Source organism: Niallia sp. FSL W8-0951, from assembly GCF_038006525.1.
Taxonomy (GTDB): Bacteria; Bacillota; Bacilli; order Bacillales; family Cytobacillaceae; genus Niallia; species Niallia circulans.
Window position 1 is genome coordinate 558909 of sequence record NZ_JBBOVK010000001.1, and the last position, 21903, is coordinate 580811.

At 34.4% G+C, this 21903-nt stretch carries 21 protein-coding genes and 1 pseudogene; 16 read left to right on the forward strand and 6 right to left on the reverse strand.

The window, feature by feature from the left end; genetic code table 11:
- Nucleotides 1-43: 43 nt before the first annotated feature.
- Nucleotides 44-1006: a D-2-hydroxyacid dehydrogenase gene (locus NSS71_RS02435; RefSeq protein WP_095321845.1), complete on the reverse strand. Its 963-nt coding sequence runs from the start codon at nt 1004-1006 to the stop codon at nt 44-46.
- 141 nt (nt 1007-1147) lie between these two features.
- A pseudogene (locus NSS71_RS02440) lies at nt 1148-1723 on the reverse strand (PhnE/PtxC family ABC transporter permease); the annotation flags it as partial.
- Between the two features lie 190 nt (nt 1724-1913).
- On the opposite strand from NSS71_RS02440, the gene NSS71_RS02445 reads away from it, so the two are divergent.
- From NSS71_RS02445 to NSS71_RS02465, 5 genes are all read left to right on the forward strand, one after another.
- Nucleotides 1914-3470 carry a bifunctional metallophosphatase/5'-nucleotidase gene (locus NSS71_RS02445; RefSeq protein WP_061796839.1) on the forward strand — a complete coding sequence of 519 codons (1557 nt, stop codon included), beginning with the start codon at nt 1914-1916 and terminating at the stop codon, nt 3468-3470.
- A 189-nt stretch (nt 3471-3659) separates the two neighbouring features.
- Nucleotides 3660-4385 carry a gamma-glutamyl-gamma-aminobutyrate hydrolase family protein gene (locus tag NSS71_RS02450; RefSeq protein ID WP_061796838.1) on the forward strand — a complete coding sequence of 242 codons (726 nt, stop codon included), beginning with the start codon at nt 3660-3662 and terminating at the stop codon, nt 4383-4385.
- Between the two features lie 153 nt (nt 4386-4538).
- Nucleotides 4539-4805, forward strand: coding sequence for a phosphocarrier protein HPr (locus NSS71_RS02455; protein WP_016200885.1), 267 nt, complete (start codon nt 4539-4541; stop codon nt 4803-4805).
- A 317-nt stretch (nt 4806-5122) separates the two neighbouring features.
- Entirely contained in the window at nt 5123-5911 is a 789-nt protein-coding gene (locus NSS71_RS02460) for an ABC transporter ATP-binding protein (protein WP_047942928.1), read from the forward strand.
- A gap of 16 nt (nt 5912-5927) precedes the next feature.
- Nucleotides 5928-6701, forward strand: coding sequence for a Cof-type HAD-IIB family hydrolase (locus tag NSS71_RS02465; protein ID WP_061796831.1), 774 nt, complete (start codon nt 5928-5930; stop codon nt 6699-6701).
- A 273-nt stretch (nt 6702-6974) separates the two neighbouring features.
- Here the strand turns inward: NSS71_RS02465 and NSS71_RS02470 are convergent, their stop codons facing one another.
- Complete coding sequence (locus NSS71_RS02470) at nt 6975-7295, reverse strand: hypothetical protein (RefSeq protein ID WP_144579850.1); 321 nt, start codon at nt 7293-7295, stop codon at nt 6975-6977.
- A 371-nt stretch (nt 7296-7666) separates the two neighbouring features.
- On the opposite strand from NSS71_RS02470, the gene NSS71_RS02475 reads away from it, so the two are divergent.
- Together NSS71_RS02475 and NSS71_RS02480 are read left to right on the forward strand one after the other, a co-directional pair.
- A complete protein-coding gene (locus NSS71_RS02475; RefSeq protein ID WP_095257669.1) occupies nt 7667-8182 on the forward strand; it encodes a hypothetical protein in 516 nt (171 codons plus the stop codon).
- A gap of 27 nt (nt 8183-8209) precedes the next feature.
- Entirely contained in the window at nt 8210-9724 is a 1515-nt protein-coding gene (locus tag NSS71_RS02480) for a flotillin family protein (RefSeq protein WP_095257645.1), read from the forward strand.
- Between the two features lie 49 nt (nt 9725-9773).
- On the opposite strand, the gene NSS71_RS02485 is transcribed toward NSS71_RS02480, so the two are convergent.
- Genes NSS71_RS02485 through proV form a run of 3 tightly spaced genes read right to left on the reverse strand, consistent with a single transcriptional unit; the run spans nt 9774 to nt 12749 of the window.
- Entirely contained in the window at nt 9774-10664 is an 891-nt protein-coding gene (locus NSS71_RS02485; RefSeq protein WP_047942933.1) for a glycine betaine ABC transporter substrate-binding protein, read from the reverse strand.
- Between the two features lies 1 nt (nt 10665).
- Nucleotides 10666-11511: an ABC transporter permease gene (locus NSS71_RS02490; protein WP_047942934.1), complete on the reverse strand. Its 846-nt coding sequence runs from the start codon at nt 11509-11511 to the stop codon at nt 10666-10668.
- A complete protein-coding gene (gene proV, locus NSS71_RS02495; RefSeq protein ID WP_047942935.1) occupies nt 11511-12749 on the reverse strand; it encodes a glycine betaine/L-proline ABC transporter ATP-binding protein ProV in 1239 nt (412 codons plus the stop codon). The genes NSS71_RS02490 and proV overlap by 1 nt, the downstream gene beginning before the upstream one ends.
- A gap of 330 nt (nt 12750-13079) precedes the next feature.
- Here proV and NSS71_RS02500 point away from each other — a divergent pair, with 330 nt between their 5' ends.
- From NSS71_RS02500 to NSS71_RS02540, 9 genes are all read left to right on the forward strand, one after another.
- Nucleotides 13080-13616, forward strand: coding sequence for a GbsR/MarR family transcriptional regulator (locus tag NSS71_RS02500; RefSeq protein WP_047942936.1), 537 nt, complete (start codon nt 13080-13082; stop codon nt 13614-13616).
- A gap of 226 nt (nt 13617-13842) precedes the next feature.
- On the forward strand, nt 13843-13950 hold the full coding sequence (locus NSS71_RS02505) for a YjcZ family sporulation protein (RefSeq protein WP_082138357.1): 108 nt from the start codon (nt 13843-13845) through the stop codon (nt 13948-13950).
- A gap of 36 nt (nt 13951-13986) precedes the next feature.
- A complete protein-coding gene (locus NSS71_RS02510; protein ID WP_082809995.1) occupies nt 13987-14121 on the forward strand; it encodes a YjcZ family sporulation protein in 135 nt (44 codons plus the stop codon).
- Between the two features lie 229 nt (nt 14122-14350).
- The gene (locus NSS71_RS02515) at nt 14351-15064 is read left to right on the forward strand and encodes an NAD-dependent deacylase (RefSeq protein ID WP_095321849.1); all 714 of its coding nucleotides are present in this window, start codon (nt 14351-14353) and stop codon (nt 15062-15064) included.
- A gap of 168 nt (nt 15065-15232) precedes the next feature.
- On the forward strand, nt 15233-16813 hold the full coding sequence (locus NSS71_RS02520; protein WP_047942940.1) for a peptide chain release factor 3: 1581 nt from the start codon (nt 15233-15235) through the stop codon (nt 16811-16813).
- Nucleotides 16814-17413: 600 nt separating this feature from the next.
- Complete coding sequence (locus tag NSS71_RS02525) at nt 17414-18487, forward strand: amino acid ABC transporter substrate-binding protein (protein ID WP_047942941.1); 1074 nt, start codon at nt 17414-17416, stop codon at nt 18485-18487.
- Between the two features lie 105 nt (nt 18488-18592).
- Nucleotides 18593-19759 carry an amino acid ABC transporter permease gene (locus tag NSS71_RS02530; RefSeq protein WP_047943011.1) on the forward strand — a complete coding sequence of 389 codons (1167 nt, stop codon included), beginning with the start codon at nt 18593-18595 and terminating at the stop codon, nt 19757-19759.
- A gap of 8 nt (nt 19760-19767) precedes the next feature.
- On the forward strand, nt 19768-20964 hold the full coding sequence (locus NSS71_RS02535) for an amino acid ABC transporter permease (protein ID WP_341151280.1): 1197 nt from the start codon (nt 19768-19770) through the stop codon (nt 20962-20964).
- 14 nt (nt 20965-20978) lie between these two features.
- On the forward strand, nt 20979-21758 hold the full coding sequence (locus NSS71_RS02540; RefSeq protein WP_341151281.1) for an amino acid ABC transporter ATP-binding protein: 780 nt from the start codon (nt 20979-20981) through the stop codon (nt 21756-21758).
- The last annotated feature ends 145 nt before the right edge of the window (nt 21759-21903 follow it).

The window sequence follows — 21903 nt, forward strand, 5'->3', positions numbered from 1 at the left end:
AAGAGGAGTGCTTTTTAAGTATACTCCTCTTTTTATCTATCCATTAATAACCTTTTTGGTAATCCACTACATTAATTGCTAAACCTTCTTCTTTTAAATAATGATTTGCATTAAAGAGGAAAATGTCTTCTATTACTCTGCTGTTGTAATGTTCTGTAGAGCCCGAAGTATGGGGAGTTATAATAACATTTTCCAAATCCCATAATGGACTTGTCTGCTGCAATGGTTCATTTTCAAAAACATCTAAGCCTGCACCCAAAATTTCTCCGTTTTTTAAAGCAGTGACCAAATCATCCTCTTTGACTATTTCTCCACGTCCAATGTTGATAAAAAAGGCAGAGTTTTTCATGTGTTGAAATTGCTCTTTTTGGAATAGTTGGTATGTATCGTCTGTTAACGGCAGTGTGACTACTACATAATCACAGAGAGGAAGGATTTCGTTTAGCTCTTCAGAAGTATATAACTCATCTACATAATCGGTTCGCTTACGTGAATTTCTTACTCCAATAACATGCATATCAAATGCCTTGGCAATTTTAGCTGTTTCTAGCCCAATTGCTCCTAAACCGATAATACCGATCGTTTTTTTGTGTGCTTCCAATTTAATGTCAGTTCCATCCCATTTTCTTTTAAGCTGATTTCGTACATATGTATGAATATTCCTTGTTAGACCAAGTAAGAGCGCAAAAATTGTTTCTGAAATAGGGTAGCCATGTACGCCATTTGCACTTGTAATGACGATATTCTTTTTTCTTAACTGTTCTAAAGGAAGGGAATTTACTCCTGCACTCCAAGTCTGAATCCATTTGAGCTGGTCGTTTTCCATAATAGTTTTTAAATCAAAACTACTTCTCCAGCCAAGAATGATTTCAGAATCAATCAAATGCTCTTGCCAATCATCTTGCTTTAATGCATGGATGATTTCCCATTCAGAAAATGTGGACCGTATCTTTTTCAAAAGGGAGGAATGGAGAGGGTGGGTAAGTAATAATTTTCTTTTTTTCATTTTGGGAACACTCCTTTGTTTTTGAAATTTATTATTCTATTGTAACAAATAAATTGATAATTGGTACTATTTTGTTATTTGCACAATAAACACACATCAAGGAAAGATGATGGGTGTTTATTTGAAATTCACTTTATATTTTTATGTAATTCTTCTTCTTAGAAATCCACTTATTATATCAATTATCGTTACCCTTACAATATTCCCTCACAGGATGATTCCAACTCGATCCCAATCTCATGTACTGATTGCAAAAATAAGTGGGGTTCCAATTCTTCCTGCACCGATGACACCTAAAATGGCAGCAGAACGAATGTTTATCTTGAACTTCCGGCTGCTAGCAGGCCTTCTGTTGGCCTCCTATCTAGAATTTCCTCTAAATATAATTTTCCTAACATCTCTATGGATTGTGGATCTAATACTAGTATTCCAGCAAATGATCCAGAACCAACTGCTATAATAAATAAAATAGCTATGATAACTTCAGGAAATGTCCGTACGAAGCTTAATGCAAATTTCCCAGTACTTGCGATTGTTTTTCCTTTGCTCCATTGTTAGCAGCCTAGAAGGCAAAGGGAAATACAAGTGCTGATATTAAGGTACCTATTATGGCAATCGCTAATGTATCAAGCAGACACGTAAAAAATCCTCGCCATCTGGCAAATATACATATTCCCAATCTGGATAGAAAATGCCTGTGAAGATGGCAATAGAGATTAATGTAAATAATAAACAGCTTTTATCAGGTTTAAGAAAAAGAGGGTTAGAGGAGAAAGAAAAGAAATTATAGGTAGTTAAGGAAGAATGAACTTGTTATAATGAACTTGCTTAATAGAGGAATAAAAAGAAGCTTGATTATACTACTTTATTCAGAGGAATTGGAAATTTAGATACTGGAGATGAAATCTTGAATACAGAAGTAACTATATTATTAACAAGTGATATACATGGAAATGTTTTTCCATTGAATTATGGAAATAATACCCCGGCAGATGTTGGTCTTGGTAAAATTGCTTCTATAATTAGAAATGAAAGAACCAAGAACGAGCATACCATTGTTATTGACAATGGTGATTTAATACAGGGCACACCGTTAACCTATCATTATGTGAATTTTTTAGCAGATAAAAAAAATCCAATGATAACGATATTAAATGAATTAAAGTATGATGCGGCTGTAATTGGCAATCATGAATTTAATTATGGGTTAGATATTTTAAAATCGGCAGTGAAGGAATCGAGATTCCCTTGGCTATGTGCAAATATTGTCGATGTAAAAACAAAAACTCCATTTTTAGGTAGTCCTTATGTAATTAAAAAAATAAATGGTTTTAAAATTGCTATTCTAGGGATAACAACCGATTACATTCCCAATTGGGAAAATCCTCAGAATATTGAAGGACTGCAATTTAATGATGCATTTGACAGTGCAAAAGAATGGGTAGAGCTGATTAAGAAGGAAGAGCAGCCGGATGTTCTTGTTATCTCTTATCATGGAGGATTTGAAAGAGATCCTGAGACTGGTGAACCATCAGAAGTATTGACTAGAGAGAATCAAGGATATACCATTTGTAAACAGATTGACGGGGTAGATGTACTTTTAACAGGTCATCAACATAGAGAATTAACCGGTAATATCAATGGAACAGAAATTATTCAACCAAGCAATAATGGAAAGTATGTAGGAAAAATAACATTAATACTAGATGATAAAGGCGAAGTAATCGAGAAAAGTTCTGAACTATTATCTGTTGCTGAAGTGGAAGCTGAGGAGGATATTCTATTATTACTAAAGGAATATGAAGAGAGGACACAAGAATGGTTAGATACACCTATTGGCCGTATCGATGGGGAAATGTTAGTAAAAGATCCGATGCAAATCCGCTTAAAGGACAACCCGCTTATCGAATTTATTAATAAAGTGCAAATGGATGCAGCGCAAGTGAAAATCAGTAATACTGCACTTTTTAATAACGAATCACCGGGATTTAAGCCAAATGTAACAATGAGAGATATTGTATCCAATTATATTTATCCTAATACATTTAAAGTACTTTTGCTATCTGGAAAGGATATTCGTCACGCGCTCGAACATAGTGCAAAATACTTTGCTTTAAATGACGAAGGAGAGCCGATTGTCAACCCTTCGTTTGTTTACCCTAAGCCCCAGCATTACAACTACGATATGTGGGAAGGAATTGAATACACACTCAATCTAACTAAGCCAATTGGACAGAGAGTTGTTCAGTTAGATTTTGAGGGGGCGCCAATAGACGAGGAAGCTTTATATGAAGTAGTGATGAATAATTATCGAGCAGGAGGCGGCGGGGATTTCTTTATGTTCAAAAATAAGCCTGTTATCCGTGAAATTCAACTTGACGCTTCTGAATTAATAGCTAATTATATTATGGAGAGAAAGATCGTACCTGCGACTTGTAATCATAATTGGAAAGTCATTTGGTAAGAGGAAGATAGTATTTACACTTATAACAATAGCATAAAAGTTAAAAACAGCTAAAAAGGTAGATAGATGATCGTTATTTAGCTGTTTTTTCTGCTTCTATTTATAGAAAGTTTATTGACAAGCTCTTTTATTTCCTTTTTAATATTGTTAATATTGAAAAAACTAAATAGTGTCAGGGGATGGAGAGCGTTGAGTAAACCGGTAATAGGGATAACAGGTGCATACGTATTTAAAAATAAATTTATGGAAGGCACATATGTGCATCATGATTATCAAAAATCCGTTGCAGCCAATGGAGGATTGCCAGTTATCTTGCCGTTTGTAGAGGAGGACCTGGCAAGAGAAATGGTGGATCTTTGTGATGCTGTGATTTTGAGTGGGGGAGAAGATGTAGATCCGAGTTTATTTGGAGAAGATCCACATCAAAATATTGGAGACACCATTCTTTTGCGTGATAAAGTGGAAATACAAATAATTAAAAGAGCGATGGAAACGAATAAACCAATACTTGCGATTTGTAGAGGCATACAAATTTTAAATGTTGCGTTAGGAGGAACATTAATACAAGATATTTCTTCACAAATGAAAGATAGTATTAAACACACTCAATCTGTGAGCCGAAGTTTAGACACCCATTTTGTTTCTATTAAAGAAAAAAGTAAGTTAGCCAATATAATTGGAGAAACAAGAACTAGAGTAAATAGTCTTCATCATCAAGCTATTGATTGCTTAGCAGCCGGCTTAGAAATAGTTGCCACTAGTAGTGATGGTGTTATAGAAGCTGTTGAGCATAAGAGTTACCCTAACTTTTTACTAGGGATTCAATGGCATCCAGAATCAATGGCGTCAACTAATGATAAAATGAATCAGATTTTTATAGAATTCATAAAAAGTGTAAAAAAAAGCAGAGGCTAATACGGTAGAAAAGTTTGTCTAATAAATGTAAAATATTGAGAGATACACAACTTGAAAGCTCAAAACAGAAAAAGATGAAAAAAAAGTTAGTATTAAGTCCTAAAATCAGCTAAAATAGTAGGGTAAGACAATTTTTTCTTTGGAGGTATAACAATGAGCGAAAAAACATTTACAGTAATTGATGAAACTGGTATTCATGCAAGACCAGCAACATTATTAGTTAGCACTGCTAGCAAGTTCAAATCAGATATGCAAATCTCTTTCAAAGGGAAATCTGTGAACTTAAAGTCTATCATGGGCGTAATGTCATTAGGTGTACCTAAAGGTGGAGAAATTACTATTTCTGCAACTGGTGAAGATGAAGTAGAAGCAGTTGATGGTGTAGAAGCTGTCCTTAAAAAAGAAGGATTAGTTGGTTAATTTTTTACCCATGACCCTCTTTTATGAGGGTCTCTCTCCATTTATTTTTTATTAAATTAAAGCGGTTACATATTCAGCAGTGAATGGATATGAGATCATTAATTTTATGAACGTAAACATAAAGATTTGACCCTTAATCATAATGGAATCATACATCAAGGTATTTTGAATGATTCCATGAAAGAAAGGTCAAGTCTTTTTATTATTTGGACTTGTTTGCTAAAATGAGCAATGATAAATACGAATGTTCTTGATTCCTCATTCTGTACAAATTATATGAATTTTTAGTAAAATGTAGAGAAGATAGGGGGATTGGCATGATTGTTAAATTAGAAGAGGTTGGCTTAAAAAGAAATGGTCAGTGGATTTTGAAAAATATTAATTGGGAGATTAAAAAAGGAGAAAATTGGATTCTGTATGGTCTAAATGGGGCCGGAAAGACAGCTTTGTTAAATATGATTTGTGCGTATTATCATCCGACTGTTGGAAAGATGGAAGTATTAGGGAAAGTATTTGGGAAGTCAGAGTTAGGAGGAGCGCTAAGGCGGAATATTGGACTAGTATCCAACCGGCTACAACAAAATTTATATGCATCAGATAGCGCATTTGAAATTGTACTTAGCGGCGCATATGCTTCGATTGGATTATATGAGTCACCAACAGCGGAAATTAGAAACAAGGCAATTGAAATAATGGAGAAGCTAGGCTGCTTGGATTATGCAGATAGACCATATAGTAGTTTATCACAAGGAGAGAGACAAAGAGTACTAATTGGAAGAGCGTTAATGGTAAATCCTGAACTAATTATTTTAGATGAACCAGCTACCGGCTTAGATTTTTTAGCAAGAGAACAATTATTAGATACCATTATTAGTTTGGTATCTGAAAAAAGCAGCATCATTTACGTTACGCATCATGTGGAGGAAATATTACCAGTGTTTTCCCATACTTTTCTGCTGAAAAAGGGAGAGGAATTTATCTCAGGATATACAAAGGAAGTATTAACCAGCAAGAATATGAGCAGCTTTTTTTCGTTACCGGTAGAAGTCATTTGGAATAATCAAAGACCACTATTGGCTAGAAGCAGCTCATTAATAAAGAAATAATAAAGGAGAAAGAAATTTGACATATAAAATTGTATTTATTGATATTGATGGTACATTAGTAAATGAAGAGAAACAAATTCCTAATGACGCGAAAGCAGCGATTAAGGAATTAAAGAAGCGGAATATCCCAATTGTTTTAGCAACTGGAAGAGCACCTTATTTCTTTTCCCATATTTTAGATGAGCTTGGTTTATCGTCATATATTTCTTTTAATGGGTCATATGTTGTCCATGGAAAAAAGGAAGTATATAAAAAACCAATCCCGATGAATACCCTAGAATTGCTAGAAAATACTGCCTTAAAAAATAATCATCCTATCGTTTTTCAAGGGAGTAAGGAAGGTTGTGCTAATCATAAAGAGCATGCACATATTATTGAATCCTTCCAATCATTAAAATTAAAGGTACCTTCTTATCGACAAGATTTTTGGAAGGAAGCCGATATTTATCAATGCTTGCTTTTTTGTGAGGAAAGCGAAGAAAAGGTATATGAAGAAGCGTTTTCTAATATACATTTTGTTCGTTGGCATCCTTTATCCATGGATGTTATTCCAACAGGTGGATCTAAAGCAGCTGGGATTGCACAAATTTTAAACATTTTAAATATCGATCCAAAGGAAGCAGTAGCATTTGGAGATGGATTAAACGACAAAGAAATGCTTTCGTATGTAGGAATGGGAATAGCTATGGGGAATGCTCATGAAGATATTAAGCCATATGCAAAATTTATTACAAAGCATGTAGATGATGGAGGACTAGCTTACGGATTACAAAAAATAAGCCTCCTTTAACCTATAATTCGTAAGAAGAGGTTTGGAGACAAAAAGATATTGGAGAAGTAGAATTGCATTTTCATGTGTTGCTTAGCACAGAGCACCACCTTGATTCAAAAAGTTTAAATAAATATCCTTTACTCAACTTCTGTTTCCAAAATACAGCAATTTTCCTACAGTCTGGATACATATATAAAAAAGCTGCCAAAATATTTATCAGTTTTTTGGCAGCTTTTTAGTGCTATCTGCAATAAGGCAGCAATTGCTGGCTTTATATCAAAATAAGTTTGATTAGTCCTCCCAATTTTCATAGACAACCACTCCTCCTGATAAATCGATTGTATTACGTTCTCCTTTATACAGAAGTTTGCCATCTTCTTCTACAATTAGATTTTCATAAGTAAACACTTTTTTCCCGTTTGGCAAGGTAATGACTACTTTGTCCCCATATTCTTCTGTTCCTGTTTTCGGCTCACTAGCAAAATATCTATCTGAAAATATATAACCTCCAAAAATTGTGGTAAGAAGTAAGATAGAGCCTAAAAAATACATCACTTTTTTACCAATATTATTTTTATTTTCATCTTCCTTATGTTTATCTGTACGTTTCATATGCTTCTCCACAATATCACCTTTTCATTAAGTTTTATTGCTCAAACGGTAACAATGGTATATAGAAAATATTTAGTAGGTATAGATAAAATTCCCCTTAAATTATGATATGAAACAAATTCTTAAAGATGACGAAATATTAATGGAAGATTGATATTTTGGCATATTTATTAAGCTGGAGCTAAAAAGGGGTATTAGGTATTTATTTCTATATGTCAGTTCATACAATTTAAGTATAAATTAGATGTTTTTAAAAAATTCCTGAAACCTTTCTTCGTTTAAGTCGTAAGTATGGTAAGTACTAAAATGAAGGGGGTCTGATTTTAGTGAATACATAGCAAAATTAAATTTTTAGAAAGTGAATGATGTATATGGAATTATTCGGCTTTGATCTTCCGTCCATTTATTTAACTGTTTTAATTGGTTCGGGAATATGTGTCATATTAACCTTATTACTTTCAGACTTATTTGGTGGAGATGTTGGTGTATTTAATCCTACTTTAATCCTTGCTTTTTTTACGATATTATCAGCAAGTGGTTATCTTATGGAGAAGTATTCTACTATCAATAGCATCATTATTCTTTCCATTTCAGCAGTAATCGCACTTATTATTTCCAGCTGTTTACACCTTTTTGTTTTTATTCCTCTTGCCAATGCAGAAGAATCATTAGTTTATAGCGATGAATCACTTAAGGGAAGAATTGGTAAAGTTATTACAACAATTCCGAAGGACGGTTATGGAGAAATATTGATCGAAAGCATCAGTGGAAATATCTCAAAAACGGCAGCTAGCTTTTATAATGAAGAAATTGGCTTTGGTGAAGAAACGGTTGTAGTAGAGATTAAAGAAAATGTTGCTTATGTTGTTCGCAAGGATGGCATATAGAAAAGCAGACAAAAGGAGGAAAAATAAATGGCCATTGAGATTTATATTGTAATAGGAATTGTAGCATTTTTATTAATCGCACTTATTAGTATTTTTATGGCGAAATATAAAACTGCAGGACCGGATGAAGCATTAATTGTAACAGGTAGTTATTTAGGTTCTAAAAATGTTCATGTTGATGAATCAGGAAATAAAATTAAAATTATTAGAGGGGGAGGGGCATTTATTCTCCCAGTTTTCCAGCAATCCGAACCTCTGAGTTTATTATCTAGTAAATTAGATGTTTCTACACCGGAAGTATATACAGAACAAGGCGTTCCAGTTATGGCAGATGGCACAGCTATTATTAAAATTGGTGGTTCTATTGGTGAAATTGCCACTGCAGCTGAACAGTTTCTAGGAAAATCAAAACAAGATCGTGAAAACGAAGCAAGAGAAGTATTAGAAGGACATTTACGTTCAATTCTAGGTAGTATGACAGTCGAAGAAATTTATAAAAATCGGGATAAATTTTCGCAAGAAGTACAAAGGGTTGCTTCGCATGACTTAGCAAAAATGGGTCTAGTCATTGTATCCTTTACAATTAAAGATGTCAGAGATAAAAACGGATACTTAGAATCGCTTGGTAAACCAAGAATTGCTCAAGTAAAACGAGATGCAGATATTGCAACGGCTGAGGCAGATAAAGAAACAAGAATCAAAAAAGCCGAAGCAGATAAAGATGCTAAAAAGGCAGAGTTAGAAAGAGCAACAGAGATTGCCGAAGCAGAAAAAGAAAACCAAATGAAGATTGCTGATTATAGAAGAGAGCAAGATGTTGCGAAAGCACGTGCTGACCAAGCGTATGATTTAGAAAGTGCTCGATCTAAGCAAGAAGTTACCGAACAAGAAATGCAAATTAAGATCATTGAAAGACAGAAACAAATTGAGTTGGAAGAAAAAGAGATCTTAAGAAGAGAAAAGCAGTATGATTCAGAGGTTAAAAAGAAAGCCGATGCCGATCGTTACGCAATGGAACAGGCTGCCGAAGCGAATAAACGCCGAGAAATTGCCGAAGCAGATGCAAACCAATATCGTATTGAATCACAAGCAAAAGCGGAAGCAGAAAAAGTGCGGGTAGATGGTTTAGCAAAAGCGGAAGCAGAAAAAGCAAAAGGGGAAACAGAAGCAGAAATTATCCGCTTAAAAGGTTTGGCCGAAGCAGAAGCAAAACGCAAAATTGCCGAAGCATATGCACAATATGGTCAAGCGGCAATCTTGGATATGGTACTTGGTATGTTACCTGAATACGCAAAACAAGTGGCCAGCCCATTAGCTAATATCGATAAGATTACGGTTGTGGATACTGGAAGTGATAGCAGTAACGGTGGCGCAAATAAAGTCACAGGCTATGCAACAAACTTAATGTCAACAATGCAAGAATCACTAAAGGCATCTGCTGGAATCGATGTAAAAGAGTTACTTGAAAATTTATCAGGCAAAGGAAATATTCGTCAGAGTATTAATGAGTTAAACGATAATTTAAGTAATAAATCAGAATAAAGAAAAAAGAGACTCATCTGAAATTATTTCAGATGAGTCTCTTTTTTCTTTATTTTTTTTCTTTTAAATCTTCAATTGAATTAATATCTTTCATATAGCTAGGTACAACAAGACCTAGTTTTGTTCCTTCTAAGTTAGGTCCTAGATCTTCGAATTGACCTTTGTATTTGTTCGCATAGTCTTCATGCGTAATTGGTAACCAACCTGCAATATGTGCATCTAGGCTGCCATCTGCTACACCAGTCCACATCGGACCTGCTTCGACTTGACTTAACGTTACATTATAACCTAAATCTGTTAAAACTTTGCCGATAACATTGGTACTTGCAATTTCACTATCCCATGCTACATATCCAATTTTAATTTTGTCTCCGTCTACCTTGCTCACGCCTTTTGTCCATTCACTAACTTTATCAGCATTATCTTTTATCCATTTTTCAGCTGCTTTTGCTGGATCTTCACCTTCATAAATATCCATCATAACAACACCCATATCATCTGTTGTCCAATGGAAATTATCCAGAACTTGATATGCTTCAGGCATATCTTCTTTTAATCCATTACGTGCAATGGAGTGAATGTTTTCATCTGCACCAAAAGAGCCTTTTGGATCTTCTAAGTATTTTAAATCATATGCAGTGAACATCCAATGTGGAGTCCAGCCAGTTATGATAATTGGTTCTTTTTTATCATACGCCTTTTTTAGCGTAGCAGTCATTGCTGCGCTTGAGCCTTCTACTAATTTCCAATCTTTTAAGTCATAGTCGCTAATCGCCTTACTAGCTGCTTTCATGATACCTGCACCAGGATCGATGCCGATAATTTCATAATCAACTTTTTCACCAATTGTTGCATTCGGATCGTCTGCACTGTTAGAACCACAGGCAGCTAACCCTAAAGTAAGAGTGATTGCTCCTAATAAACTAGTCATTTTTTTCATATTATTTTGCCCCCTTCTTCTTTGTACCCACATTTTGGGTAATTCTATCTAAAATGATCGCAAGTACTACAATAGATATACCAGCTTCAAATCCACGCCCAATTTGAATTTGAGTTACTGCACGATATACATCAGCACCAAGTCCTGGTGCACCAACCATTGCAGCAATAACTACCATTGATAGTGCAAGCATAATACTTTGGTTAATCCCAGCTAGTATTGTTGGCATAGCAAGTGGTAACTCAACCTTTAATAATTTTTGGCTAGTTGTGCTACCGAAGCTTTCTGTCGCTTCTCTAATATCACTAGGAACCTGTTGGATTCCAAGAATAGTCAAACGAATAGTAGGTGGCATAGCAAATATTACCGATGCTACCACTCCAGGTACGACCCCGATACTAAAGAAGAAGATAGCAGGAATAAGATAAACAAAGGCTGGCATTGTTTGCATAAAGTCTAATATTGGGATAACAATATTGCGGACAGTGTTATTTTGTGAAGCCCATATTCCTAGTGGAACACCAATTATAATGGAGATAAATACAGCAGAGAGAACAAGAGCCAGTGTATCAATCATGGGTTCCCAATAGCCTAAATTATCTACTAGTAGTAATCCGATAAGAGTGAAGATTGCAATCTTCTTATTCGCTAATTTCCATGCGAGTAATGTAAGTAAAATGATTAATAAAATAGGAGGAATAAATCCAAAGAAGCCTACTAAAATATTTACTACAAATTCTAATACTGCAGTGATGCCATCAAATAATACTTCAAAAGTAGTTGTCAGCCAAGCAACAAAGGAATCAATCCAATCTGCAACTGGTAATTTAGGAATTAGATTATTCATTATTCATTCCCCCCAACTAATACTGATTCTTCGGTTGGCGGAGTATTAATAAGTTCGTTGTTACCAGCAAGGGCTCCAATAACTGCACCTCTAACCAGAATCCCTTTTAATCTATTCTGTTCATCTATCACGGCAACTGGAATGATTGCAGTTGATACTTTATCAAAGAGATCAGCTAATAATGTGTCACCTGTAACGGTAATTACATCTTTTTGTAAAATGTTTTCGATGCCTTCATTTTTTTCGGCAGCTGCACGTGCATCATCTGCTGTGATTGCTCCGAGTAATTCTCTTTTCTTATTAACGACATAGATGCTTGAAATTCCTAGTTTCTTCATCATTTGTAATGCGACACGAGGTCCCTTTTCAATCGTTACTGCTTCTGCGCGTTTCATTATATGATTGGCAGTCAATACTTTCGATAAATCTACATCTTCGACAAATCGTTCTACATAATCATTGGATGGATTCATTAATATTTCTTCAGGTGTTCCAACTTGAACAATGGATCCATCTTTCATTAGTGCTATACGATCGCCAATACGAAGTGCTTCATCTAAGTCATGTGTAATAAAGATAATTGTTTTTTCCATATTTGATTGCAAGTCTAATAATTCGTCCTGCATATCTTTTCGAATAAGAGGATCAAGGGCACTAAATGCTTCATCCATTAGAAGAATATCTGGGTCATTTGCTAAAGCGCGAGCAAGACCGACCCTTTGCTGCATTCCACCACTTAATTGGTCTGGATATTGGGATTCATAACCTGATAATCCAACTAATTTAAGTGATTCAAGTGCACGTTCTTTTCTTGTTGCTTTATCAATCCCTTGAATTTCTAATCCATATTCCGCATTTTCCAATATTGTTCGATGAGGGAGTAGAGCGAATTTTTGGAAGACCATACTTATTTTTTCTCTGCGAACTTTACGTAAGTCTTCTTTTGACATTTTTACGATGTCTTTGCCATCAATATAAATGTTCCCGATTGTAGGATCAATCAGACGATTAAACATACGTACTAATGTAGATTTACCACTACCGGATAGCCCCATGATTACAAAGATTTCACCAGGATTCACTTCAAAACTAGCCTTGTTTACACCGACTGTTGCTCCTGTTTTTTTGAGGATATCCTTTTTTGATTCACCACTATTTAGTAGTTGAATTGCTTTTTTTGCGTTTTTGCCGAAAATCTTTGTAACATTTTCGACTTTTAATTTTGCCATACTTTCCATTCTTTCACCTCTTTAATTCTAAACGCTCTGTAAAGCGAGCCTACATATATTATAGAAGATAACCAATAGACACTTCAAACTGTATAATCAGTTAAAAAGATTCATTCTGAACGTACAGAAAAAACTGTATGAACTATAGGGCTTATATGCTTAATAATGCGCCCAAATGCTTTGATATACTATCTAGGTTACTACTTTACAATTTTTTTATTCATGTTAATCTATAAACAGAAAAAGTATTTAAGTGCTTGATTATTGATTCACCTTGATTATTGAAATAATCATGATTACAATGTATAAGTAAACATATAATATGGATGTGAATGATAAATGACGGATAGGGAGCAGTTAAATATTGCTCGAGAGAGAGTGATTGATTCCGTAGCTCAAAACATGGATTTATATGGAGTGACTGAATCAATTGGTAGATTATATGGAATGCTATTGTTCCAAGAAAATCCTATGACGCTTGACGAAATGAAAGAAGAGCTAGGGATGAGTAAAACCAGTATGAGTACGTCGGTTAGAACCTTGCTTGAATTGAAGATGGTAGACAAAGTATGGCGAAAAGGTGTTCGAAAAGATTTATATAGAGCAGAAGAAGATTGGTATCAAACATTTATCGATTATTTCACAATTAAATGGCGGTTAGCGATTACTGAAAATATATATGCAATTGAAAAATCAATGAATGAAATAAAAGCTTTAATGAATAAAGAAGGAATTTCTGAAGATGTTATAAAAGATGCAACTAATGACTTAGAGAAAATGAATTATGCACTAGATTATTATGATTGGCTTGAACGTTTTGTAGATAGTTTAGAATCACATGAAATTTTTAATTTCATTCCAAAAAATAAAGAATAAATTATATGAAGGTGCTATCTTCTAAGGGTTTTTTTTAAACTCGGAAGATAGCGCCTTTTGTAGTTTATAAAGAAAAATTTGATATAAGGGAAAAATCAGCAAGAAACGAGATCAATGTAATTCCAAGGATATCTGGTTAAAAAACCTAAAAAATGTGCATTTGTCTATCGCACATTTTTAATTCTTGAATAGGATATATGGAATCAAAAAAAGGAGGTTTTTATTCATGGGTGAAGTTGGAGTAGGTTACGGCGGAGGTTTCGCTCTTTTAGTAGTATTGTTTATTTTATTGGTAATTATTGGTGCTTCTTGGGGTTACGGCGGATTTTATTAATCCGTAACGAAACAGATATTAAAAGGAGGAAATAGAATGTACGGATATGGTTGTGGATATCCCGGCTATGGTTATGGCTATGGTGGTGCAGGTTACGGCGGAGGTTTCGCTTTAATCGTTGTTTTATTCATTCTTTTAATCATTGTGGGTGCAGCTTGCTTTAAATGGTAAAATAACGAAAAATGGAAGGCTGATTCGAAGAGTCAGTCTTCTTTTAATGATATTAAGTAGAGTGAATAAAGTACATATATTTATACAAAATATACTTTTTCGTGCAATGAAACGTGCAGGGTTCCACAGATTATCTTTTGGGGAGCAAATCATTCTTTCTTAATTTTGAGGAGTCATAACTATTTGCTAAAATGAATAGATAAGATATGTATTAGGGGGAAATGGATAGATGGATTCCTTAGTTCAATTAATAAAGTCTGCTAATTATTTTGTTATATTTACTGGTGCTGGGATGTCTACGGAGAGTGGATTGCCTGATTTTCGATCTGCTAATAAGGGATTATGGACTGCTGAAAAAAAACAATACCTTTCCAGTACGAGTGCCCTAAATAATCATGTGCAAGAATTTATTGAGTTTTATCGTAACCGAGTTCAAGGTATTCATGAATTTAAGCCGCATCATGGCTATTACATATTAAGTGATTGGGAAAGAAAAGGCTATGTAAAACAAATCATCACACAGAATGTGGATGGATTTCACGAAGAAGCAGGAAATCAGAAAGTTGCTGAATTGCATGGAACATTAAAAAAGGTTCATTGTGAAATATGTGGAAGGAGCTATCCTAGTGATGAATATTTACATGACAACTATTCATGCAGTTGTGGAGGAATATTAAGACCTTCCATTGTACTTTTTGGAGAAATGCTCCCAGAACAGCCATTTTTGAGAGCGGAAGAGGCGGCCATAAATTCTGATGTCTTCTTAGTTTTAGGATCCTCTTTATCCGTTTCACCAGCAAATCAATTTCCCTTACTTGCAAAGCAAACAGGGGCTAAACTTATCATTATTAATAAAGAGCAAACTCAAATGGATGGCATTGCTGACATTGTCATTTATGAATCAATCGGAAAGGTATTAGAAGAAATTAATCTTAAGCTGTAATGTTCATCAATTGGCTAGGAATACATAAGATTGATGATACTCATAAAAAAAGAAAAATAGTACAAAGAAAAGTAGCTGAATACGTTTAAATCCATTGCAAACTTTGATATATCGAGATAATATAAGGGAATGGACTAAATTTGAAACCGTAAAAGAGAGGAAAGTAACATGTCAAAGAATTTTAAACAGGATGTACTATCTCGTCGCACCTTTGCGATTATTTCCCATCCGGATGCTGGAAAAACGACGTTAACGGAAAAGTTATTACTATTCGGCGGAGCAATTAGAGATGCTGGAACAGTAAAAGGGAAGAAAACAGGAAAATATGCGACAAGTGACTGGATGGAGATAGAAAAGCAAAGAGGGATTTCTGTTACATCAAGTGTGATGCAATTTGACTACAAAAATGCACGAGTAAATATTTTGGATACACCGGGACACCAAGACTTTAGTGAAGATACTTATCGTACTCTAACAGCTGTGGATAGTGCTGTGATGATTATTGATTCGGCAAAAGGAATAGAGGAACAAACGTTAAAGTTATTTAAAGTGTGTAAGATGCGAGGTATCCCTATTTTTACATTTATTAATAAATTAGATCGCCAAGGGAAGCCACCTCTTGAATTACTTGCGGAATTAGAAGAAGTAATGGGAATCGAGTCTTATCCAATGAATTGGCCGATTGGAATGGGGAAAGAATTTTTAGGTATATATGATCGTTTTTATAATCGAATTGAGCAGTTCCGTGTAGAAGATAAGGAAAGATATGTTGATCTAAATGAAGATGGTGAGATTGAAGGAGATCATCCAATTAAACAGGATTCTTTATATGATCAAACATTAGAAGAAATTATGCTTTTAAATGAAGCTGGAAATGAGTTTTCTGAGGAGAAAATTAATAATGGTGATTTAACACCTGTATTTTTTGGCAGTGCATTAAGTAATTTTGGGGTACAAACATTTTTAGAAACATATTTGCAATTTGCACCGTCTCCACAAGCTAGAAAATCTACCATTGGAGAGATTGATCCTTTATCAGAAGAGTTTTCGGGGTTCATTTTTAAAATTCAAGCGAATATGAATCCAGCTCACCGTGACCGTATCGCGTTTTTACGTATTTGTTCTGGGAAATTTGAAAGAGGCATGACGGTTAATTTACCTAGAACAGGGAAGCAAGTAAAGTTAGCGCAATCTACACAATTTATGGCAGATGATCGAAGTACAGTTAATGAGGCGGTTAGTGGAGATATTATTGGGTTGTATGATCCAGGTTTTTATCAAATTGGCGATACATTAACGGTTAGCAAGAATGCTTACCAATATGAAAAACTACCTCAATTTACACCTGAGCTTTTTGTGAAGGTAACGGCAAAGAATGTAATGAAACAAAAACATTTCCATAAAGGCATTCAGCAGCTCGTACAAGAAGGTGCAATTCAGTTATATAAGACTGTCAAAACAGAAGATTATTTGCTGGGAGCAGTTGGTCAGCTACAATTTGAAGTATTTGAGCATCGAATGAGAAATGAGTACAATGTAGAAGTAATTATGGAGCATGTAGGTTCAAAAATTGCCCGTTGGTTAGTGGATGAAGAGGTAAATGAAAATCTTTCTAGTGGAAGAAGTCTGCTCGTAGAGGATCGCTACGGCAAAAAAGCATTTTTATTTGAAAATGAATTTGCATTAAGATGGTTCCAAGATAAAAATCCAGAAGTGAAATTATATAATCCGATGGATGAACAAGAATAATTCACTAAAAGAAGAGATTATTACAAAAGTATTCTACCTGTTTTAAATGGAGATTCTTTTGTAAATAGTCTCTTTTTTTATGTAATGGAAAATTAGCTCTATGTTGAAATGATGTCAGATTTTCGAACATATGAAAGGGGGAGGAAGGGAGAAGGAACAAGTGTTTATTATCAAAATGTAGCTTTTTGTTATGTTGAAATAATTTTTATTTGATGGAACGTAGATATATACTATCTTTTTTCTGATATAAAAGCGGAGGGATGGTTTTTGTATCGAGTAAAAAAGAAAGTCTTTCGGTATACGAATTACTGATATATAAGGTTTTTGTAAATCTAAATAAAAACGAAAATGTTTAAATTGTTTTCATAATTAAAAGTTTTCAAAAAACTATTTGTAATTCTAATAAAAATAGGTATAATAAAAACATGATGTTACAAAAGTTAACAAACAATTGTTAAATGAGTTGGCTTTTTAACTTCTAATAGGACTGATACTAACATTCGATGTAATAAGAGTATTCTTGTAAATATAATAGATTGAATATTCTTTTAATTAGAGTTTGCTAGTATCATAAAAACAAGATATAGGGGGATATATTGTATGAAGAAAAGTTTGTCGCTTACTTTTAGTATTTTATTAGTGCTTGTTCTAGCTTTAGCTGGCTGCTCAAGTAAGTCAGGATCAGATGGGGAAAGTACTAATGGTGCAAAAACAAGTTCTTCTAAAAGTTTACTTGAAACCATTAAAGATAGAGGGACATTAAAAGCAGGTGTTAATGATGCTCTTCCTGGTTTTGGCTACATAGGTTCAGATGGAAAAAATACTGGTTTTGATGTTGATTTTGCAAGAGCGATTGCAGCGGGAGTTCTTGGAGATCCTTCCAAAATTGAGTTTAGACCACTATCAGCTACAGACCGCTTTACTGCTGTTCAATCTGGTGAAGTAGATGTATTAATTCGTAATACAACTTGGACAACAAACCGTGATGCTGAAGTGGGGCTAAGTTTTGCTCCAGTTACTTTCTATGATGGGCAGGGAATAATGGTTCCAAAGGATAGTGGAATCAAAACACTGAAAGATTTAGAGGGTAAAACAATTGGAGTAGAAACGGGAACAACAACCGAATTAAACTTAGCTGATCAGATGAAAGCAGCTGGTGTTAACTATACAGCACAAACATTTGATAATGCAGATGCTGTAATTGCTGCATATGAACAGGGTTCTATTGATGCTTGGACAACAGATAAATCAGGATTAGTTTCTCGCCAGTCTACTTTGCAGGATCCAGATGCTCATATTATTTTAGAAGAAACATTATCAAAAGAACCACTAGCTCCAGCTGTTAAGGATGGAGACGAAAAATGGGCGGATGCAGTATCATGGATTGTATATGCAACCATTCAAGCGGAAGAATTCGGTATTACCTCTAAAAACGTAGATGATTTCTTAACTAGTGAAAACCCAGAGATTAAGCGTCTTTTAGGAGTGGAAGGTAATCTAGGAGAACAGCTAGGCTTAGCCAATGATTTTGCCTACCAAGTAATTAAACAAGTTGGTAACTATGGTGAAATATACGAGCGAAATTTAGGCCCTGACACAGTGTTCAAATTAGAGCGTGCACAAAATGCGTTATATACTGATGGGGGATTATTGTACTCTATTCCATTCCGTTAATAGGTAATAACACAGATAAAAATATGGGGGGTCTCAAAAACCAAAGTGTCTAATCTATTTGAGATACCCCCTATTCTTTTAAGTGAGAGGTGAGAAATAGTGGAAATGAAAAAAACAACATCGACTCCTCTTTGGAGAAATAGAAAAGTGGTCCCGATAATTAGTCAAATTATCTTTGTTCTAATTGTAGGAATAGTAATTGCCTTTATGGTGAGAAATGTAATATCAGGTCTCGAACAAATAGGTTTAGTATTAGGATTAGACTACTTAAATTTAAAAGCATCTTTCCCTATAGCAGAATCTATTATTAGTTATACACCTGACGATCCTTATACACGTGCTTTATTAGTAGGATTATTAAATACACTTAAGGTTTCCGTTTTTGGGATTATCCTTGCAACTATTATTGGAGTCATTGTAGGAGTTGCGAGATTATCAAACAACTGGTTAGTCAGTAAAGTGGCAACAGTATATGTTGAAGTTTTTAGAAATACACCATTATTGGTTCAAATTTTCATTTGGAATTTTGCTGTTTTTTTACCAATGCCGAAAATTCAAGATGCTATATCGGTTGGGCCGTTTTATTTTTCAAATAGAGGTGCCTCTATTCCGTGGTTTACCTTACAGGATAATACGCTGATCTGGCTTGTCATTCTAATTTTTTTAATCGCAGGAAGCATAATTTTATTCAAAAAATTAACCAAAGTATCGATAGAATCAGGTAAGTCTACATATCCGTTCATTTCAAGTGTGGGATTAATAGTAATTGGAACGATAATTATCTATATTATTTTAGGAAATGGACCACTTGGTTTTTCTGTTCCTGTATTTAATGGCAATTCATTTGAAGGAGGAACGTCATTATCCATCGGGTTTATGTCTGTTTTAGCTGCCTTAACAATCTATACATCAACCTATATTTCTGAAATTGTTCGTGCAGGAATAATGGGGGTTCCAAAAGGGCAGACAGAAGCTGCTAAAGCGCTTGGATTTAAAAGTCATACAGCACTTCGTTTAATTATTTTTCCGCAAGCAATTAGAATCATTATCCCGCCATTAACAAGCCAATATTTAAATTTAATAAAAAACTCAAGTTTAGCAATGGCTGTAGCATATCAAGATATTGTTGGAATCGGAAATACAATTATTAACCAGACAGGACATACATTAGAAACTTTATTAATTGTTATTTCTGTGTATTTATTATTTAGCTTAACTACATCACTGTTAATGAATATTTTTAATAAAAAATTCCAGCTGGTAGAAAGGTAGGGAGGTAAATGGATAATATACAACTGAATACGGAACCAGTTTTGGAAACGAAAAAATTGAATAAACAAAAGAAATTACAATTATGGCTGAAAAATAACTTATTTAAGGATTGGAAAAATGCTATTTTAACGATTGTCACATTAATGGTTACTATTTATTTGCTTACGAGAATAGGTAAGTTTTTATTGGCAAGTGAATGGGGATTTGTTACTGACAATTTAAGGCTCCTCTTTGTCGGACAATTTCCAATAGAAGAAATATGGAGATTGTGGATATCTCTTCTGTTATTATCAGTGTTTTTAGGTACTACTTGGGGAGCTTGGAGAGGGATTATCGGACATGTTGCCATTAGTCTTAGTATTCTTCTAGTTATATTTGGAGTAATTCCTTATACGGCAATGGAATCAAAAGTATATTTATTTACGAGTGCAGCAGTGATATTCCTTTTTTACTTTATCGGAAAATATGTTCCGAAGTTAAAAATCCCCCTCCTTATATTATGGATTTTATATATACCGATTACTCTTTCTATTATTAATGGGTTTGGTGTACTTGAGCCAGTAAAAACAAATATTTGGGGAGGATTTTTATTAACGCTTGTTATCGCTTCGGTTGCAATTATTTGTTCTTTCCCATTAGGTTTACTCCTAGCAGTGGGGAGACGAAGTAAACTGCCTATAATCAAATATTGCTGTATTCTTTATATAGAATTAATCCGAGGAATGCCGCTGATTATGGTGTTATTTATTGCCCAATTATTGCTGCCGATGTTCCTTGGGGGAATCGAACTAGATAATGTAGTCCGGGCAATGATAGCATTCACTTTATTCAGTGCGGCCTATTTAGCAGAAAATATCCGTGGAGGTCTGCAATCAATACCGAGAGGACAATTTGAAGCAGCGCAAGCTCTAGGATTAAATAATTTTAAGGTAATGATTTTTGTCATATTGCCACAGGCTTTAAAAGCAGTTATCCCAGCTATGGTTGGTCAATTTATTTCCATCTTTAAAGATACATCTCTAGTTGCGGTTATTGGATTAGCAGATTTTCTTGGAATGGGAAAAAAAATTGCTGCAAATCCGGAATATTTAGGTAAATATATGGAGTTATATATTGTGATTGCTTTTATATACTTCATCTTCTGTTTCTTAATGTCGCATGTAAGTAAGCATATAGAAAAATCACTTGGTGTAGGGACGAGATAGAAAGGAGAATGAGAATGGAAAGTGTCTTTGGTATAAATAAATTATCGACACCTCTAGATGAGAGAGAGGATATTATTAAAGTTACTAAATTGAATAAATGGTATGGAGACCACCATGTATTAAACGACGTAGATCTTACGGTAAAGCAAGGGGAGGTAATTGTAATTTTAGGACCATCAGGTTCTGGTAAGTCAACCTTTATTCGTACGATAAATGCTTTAGAGGAATTTCAAAAGGGGCACATAACGGTTGATAATATTGCATTAACAGATGATTTGAAAAACATTGAAGAAATTCGGAAAGAAACGGGAATGGTGTTTCAATCATTTAATTTATTCCCTCATATGACTATCCTAAAGAATATCTCTTTAGCACCAATTTGGGTGAGAAAGTGGAAAAAAACAAAGGCAGAACAAATTGCGAAAGAATTACTTGAAAGAGTTGGTATTCCAGAACAAGCAAATAAGTATCCAGGACAATTGTCAGGTGGACAGCAGCAACGTGTTGCAATTGCACGAGCATTAGCGATGCAGCCGAAGATTATGCTGTTTGATGAACCTACTTCTGCACTAGATCCTGAAATGGTAAAGGAAGTATTAGATGTTATGAAAACTCTAGCAGAGTCAGGCATGACCATGTTGGTGGTAACACATGAGATGGGTTTTGCAAGACAAGTGGCAGATCGAATCATCCTTTTTGATAAAGGCGAAATTGTAGAAACCGGAAAACCGGAAGAACTATTTGATCATCCAAAGCATGAACGGACAAAAGCGTTTTTATCTCAGATATTATAAAAAGAGCCCTAGGGCTCTTTTTTTAGTGTTTATATGAAATATGGATCTCTATAAACAGTATTTTCATCCATTTTTTTATTTTGTAAAAATATAACAATTTATTTTGAATAAAATATCAAGATTTCGCTAAAAATGTAATAGTAGG

Excerpts from the sequence above, each read along its gene's own strand:
- NSS71_RS02460 (WP_047942928.1), top strand. The coding sequence starts at position 5,123 with ATGATTGTTAAATTAGAAGAGGTTGGCTTAAAAAGAAATGGTCAGTGG.
- NSS71_RS02480 (WP_095257645.1), top strand. The coding sequence starts at position 8,210 with ATGGCCATTGAGATTTATATTGTAATAGGAATTGTAGCATTTTTATTA.
- NSS71_RS02540 (WP_341151281.1), top strand. The coding sequence starts at position 20,979 with ATGGAAAGTGTCTTTGGTATAAATAAATTATCGACACCTCTAGATGAG.
- proV (WP_047942935.1), bottom strand. The coding sequence starts at position 12,749 with ATGGAAAGTATGGCAAAATTAAAAGTCGAAAATGTTACAAAGATTTTC.
- NSS71_RS02490 (WP_047942934.1), bottom strand. The coding sequence starts at position 11,511 with ATGAATAATCTAATTCCTAAATTACCAGTTGCAGATTGGATTGATTCC.
- NSS71_RS02435 (WP_095321845.1), bottom strand. The coding sequence starts at position 1,006 with ATGAAAAAAAGAAAATTATTACTTACCCACCCTCTCCATTCCTCCCTT.
- NSS71_RS02520 (WP_047942940.1), top strand. The coding sequence starts at position 15,233 with ATGTCAAAGAATTTTAAACAGGATGTACTATCTCGTCGCACCTTTGCG.
- NSS71_RS02525 (WP_047942941.1), top strand. The coding sequence starts at position 17,414 with ATGAAGAAAAGTTTGTCGCTTACTTTTAGTATTTTATTAGTGCTTGTT.
- NSS71_RS02455 (WP_016200885.1), top strand. The coding sequence starts at position 4,539 with ATGAGCGAAAAAACATTTACAGTAATTGATGAAACTGGTATTCATGCA.
- NSS71_RS02505 (WP_082138357.1), top strand. The coding sequence starts at position 13,843 with ATGGGTGAAGTTGGAGTAGGTTACGGCGGAGGTTTCGCTCTTTTAGTA.
- NSS71_RS02515 (WP_095321849.1), top strand. The coding sequence starts at position 14,351 with ATGGATTCCTTAGTTCAATTAATAAAGTCTGCTAATTATTTTGTTATA.
- NSS71_RS02510 (WP_082809995.1), top strand. The coding sequence starts at position 13,987 with ATGTACGGATATGGTTGTGGATATCCCGGCTATGGTTATGGCTATGGT.
- NSS71_RS02475 (WP_095257669.1), top strand. The coding sequence starts at position 7,667 with ATGGAATTATTCGGCTTTGATCTTCCGTCCATTTATTTAACTGTTTTA.
- NSS71_RS02470 (WP_144579850.1), bottom strand. The coding sequence starts at position 7,295 with ATGAAACGTACAGATAAACATAAGGAAGATGAAAATAAAAATAATATT.
- NSS71_RS02500 (WP_047942936.1), top strand. The coding sequence starts at position 13,080 with ATGACGGATAGGGAGCAGTTAAATATTGCTCGAGAGAGAGTGATTGAT.
- NSS71_RS02535 (WP_341151280.1), top strand. The coding sequence starts at position 19,768 with ATGGATAATATACAACTGAATACGGAACCAGTTTTGGAAACGAAAAAA.
- NSS71_RS02530 (WP_047943011.1), top strand. The coding sequence starts at position 18,593 with ATGAAAAAAACAACATCGACTCCTCTTTGGAGAAATAGAAAAGTGGTC.
- NSS71_RS02485 (WP_047942933.1), bottom strand. The coding sequence starts at position 10,664 with ATGAAAAAAATGACTAGTTTATTAGGAGCAATCACTCTTACTTTAGGG.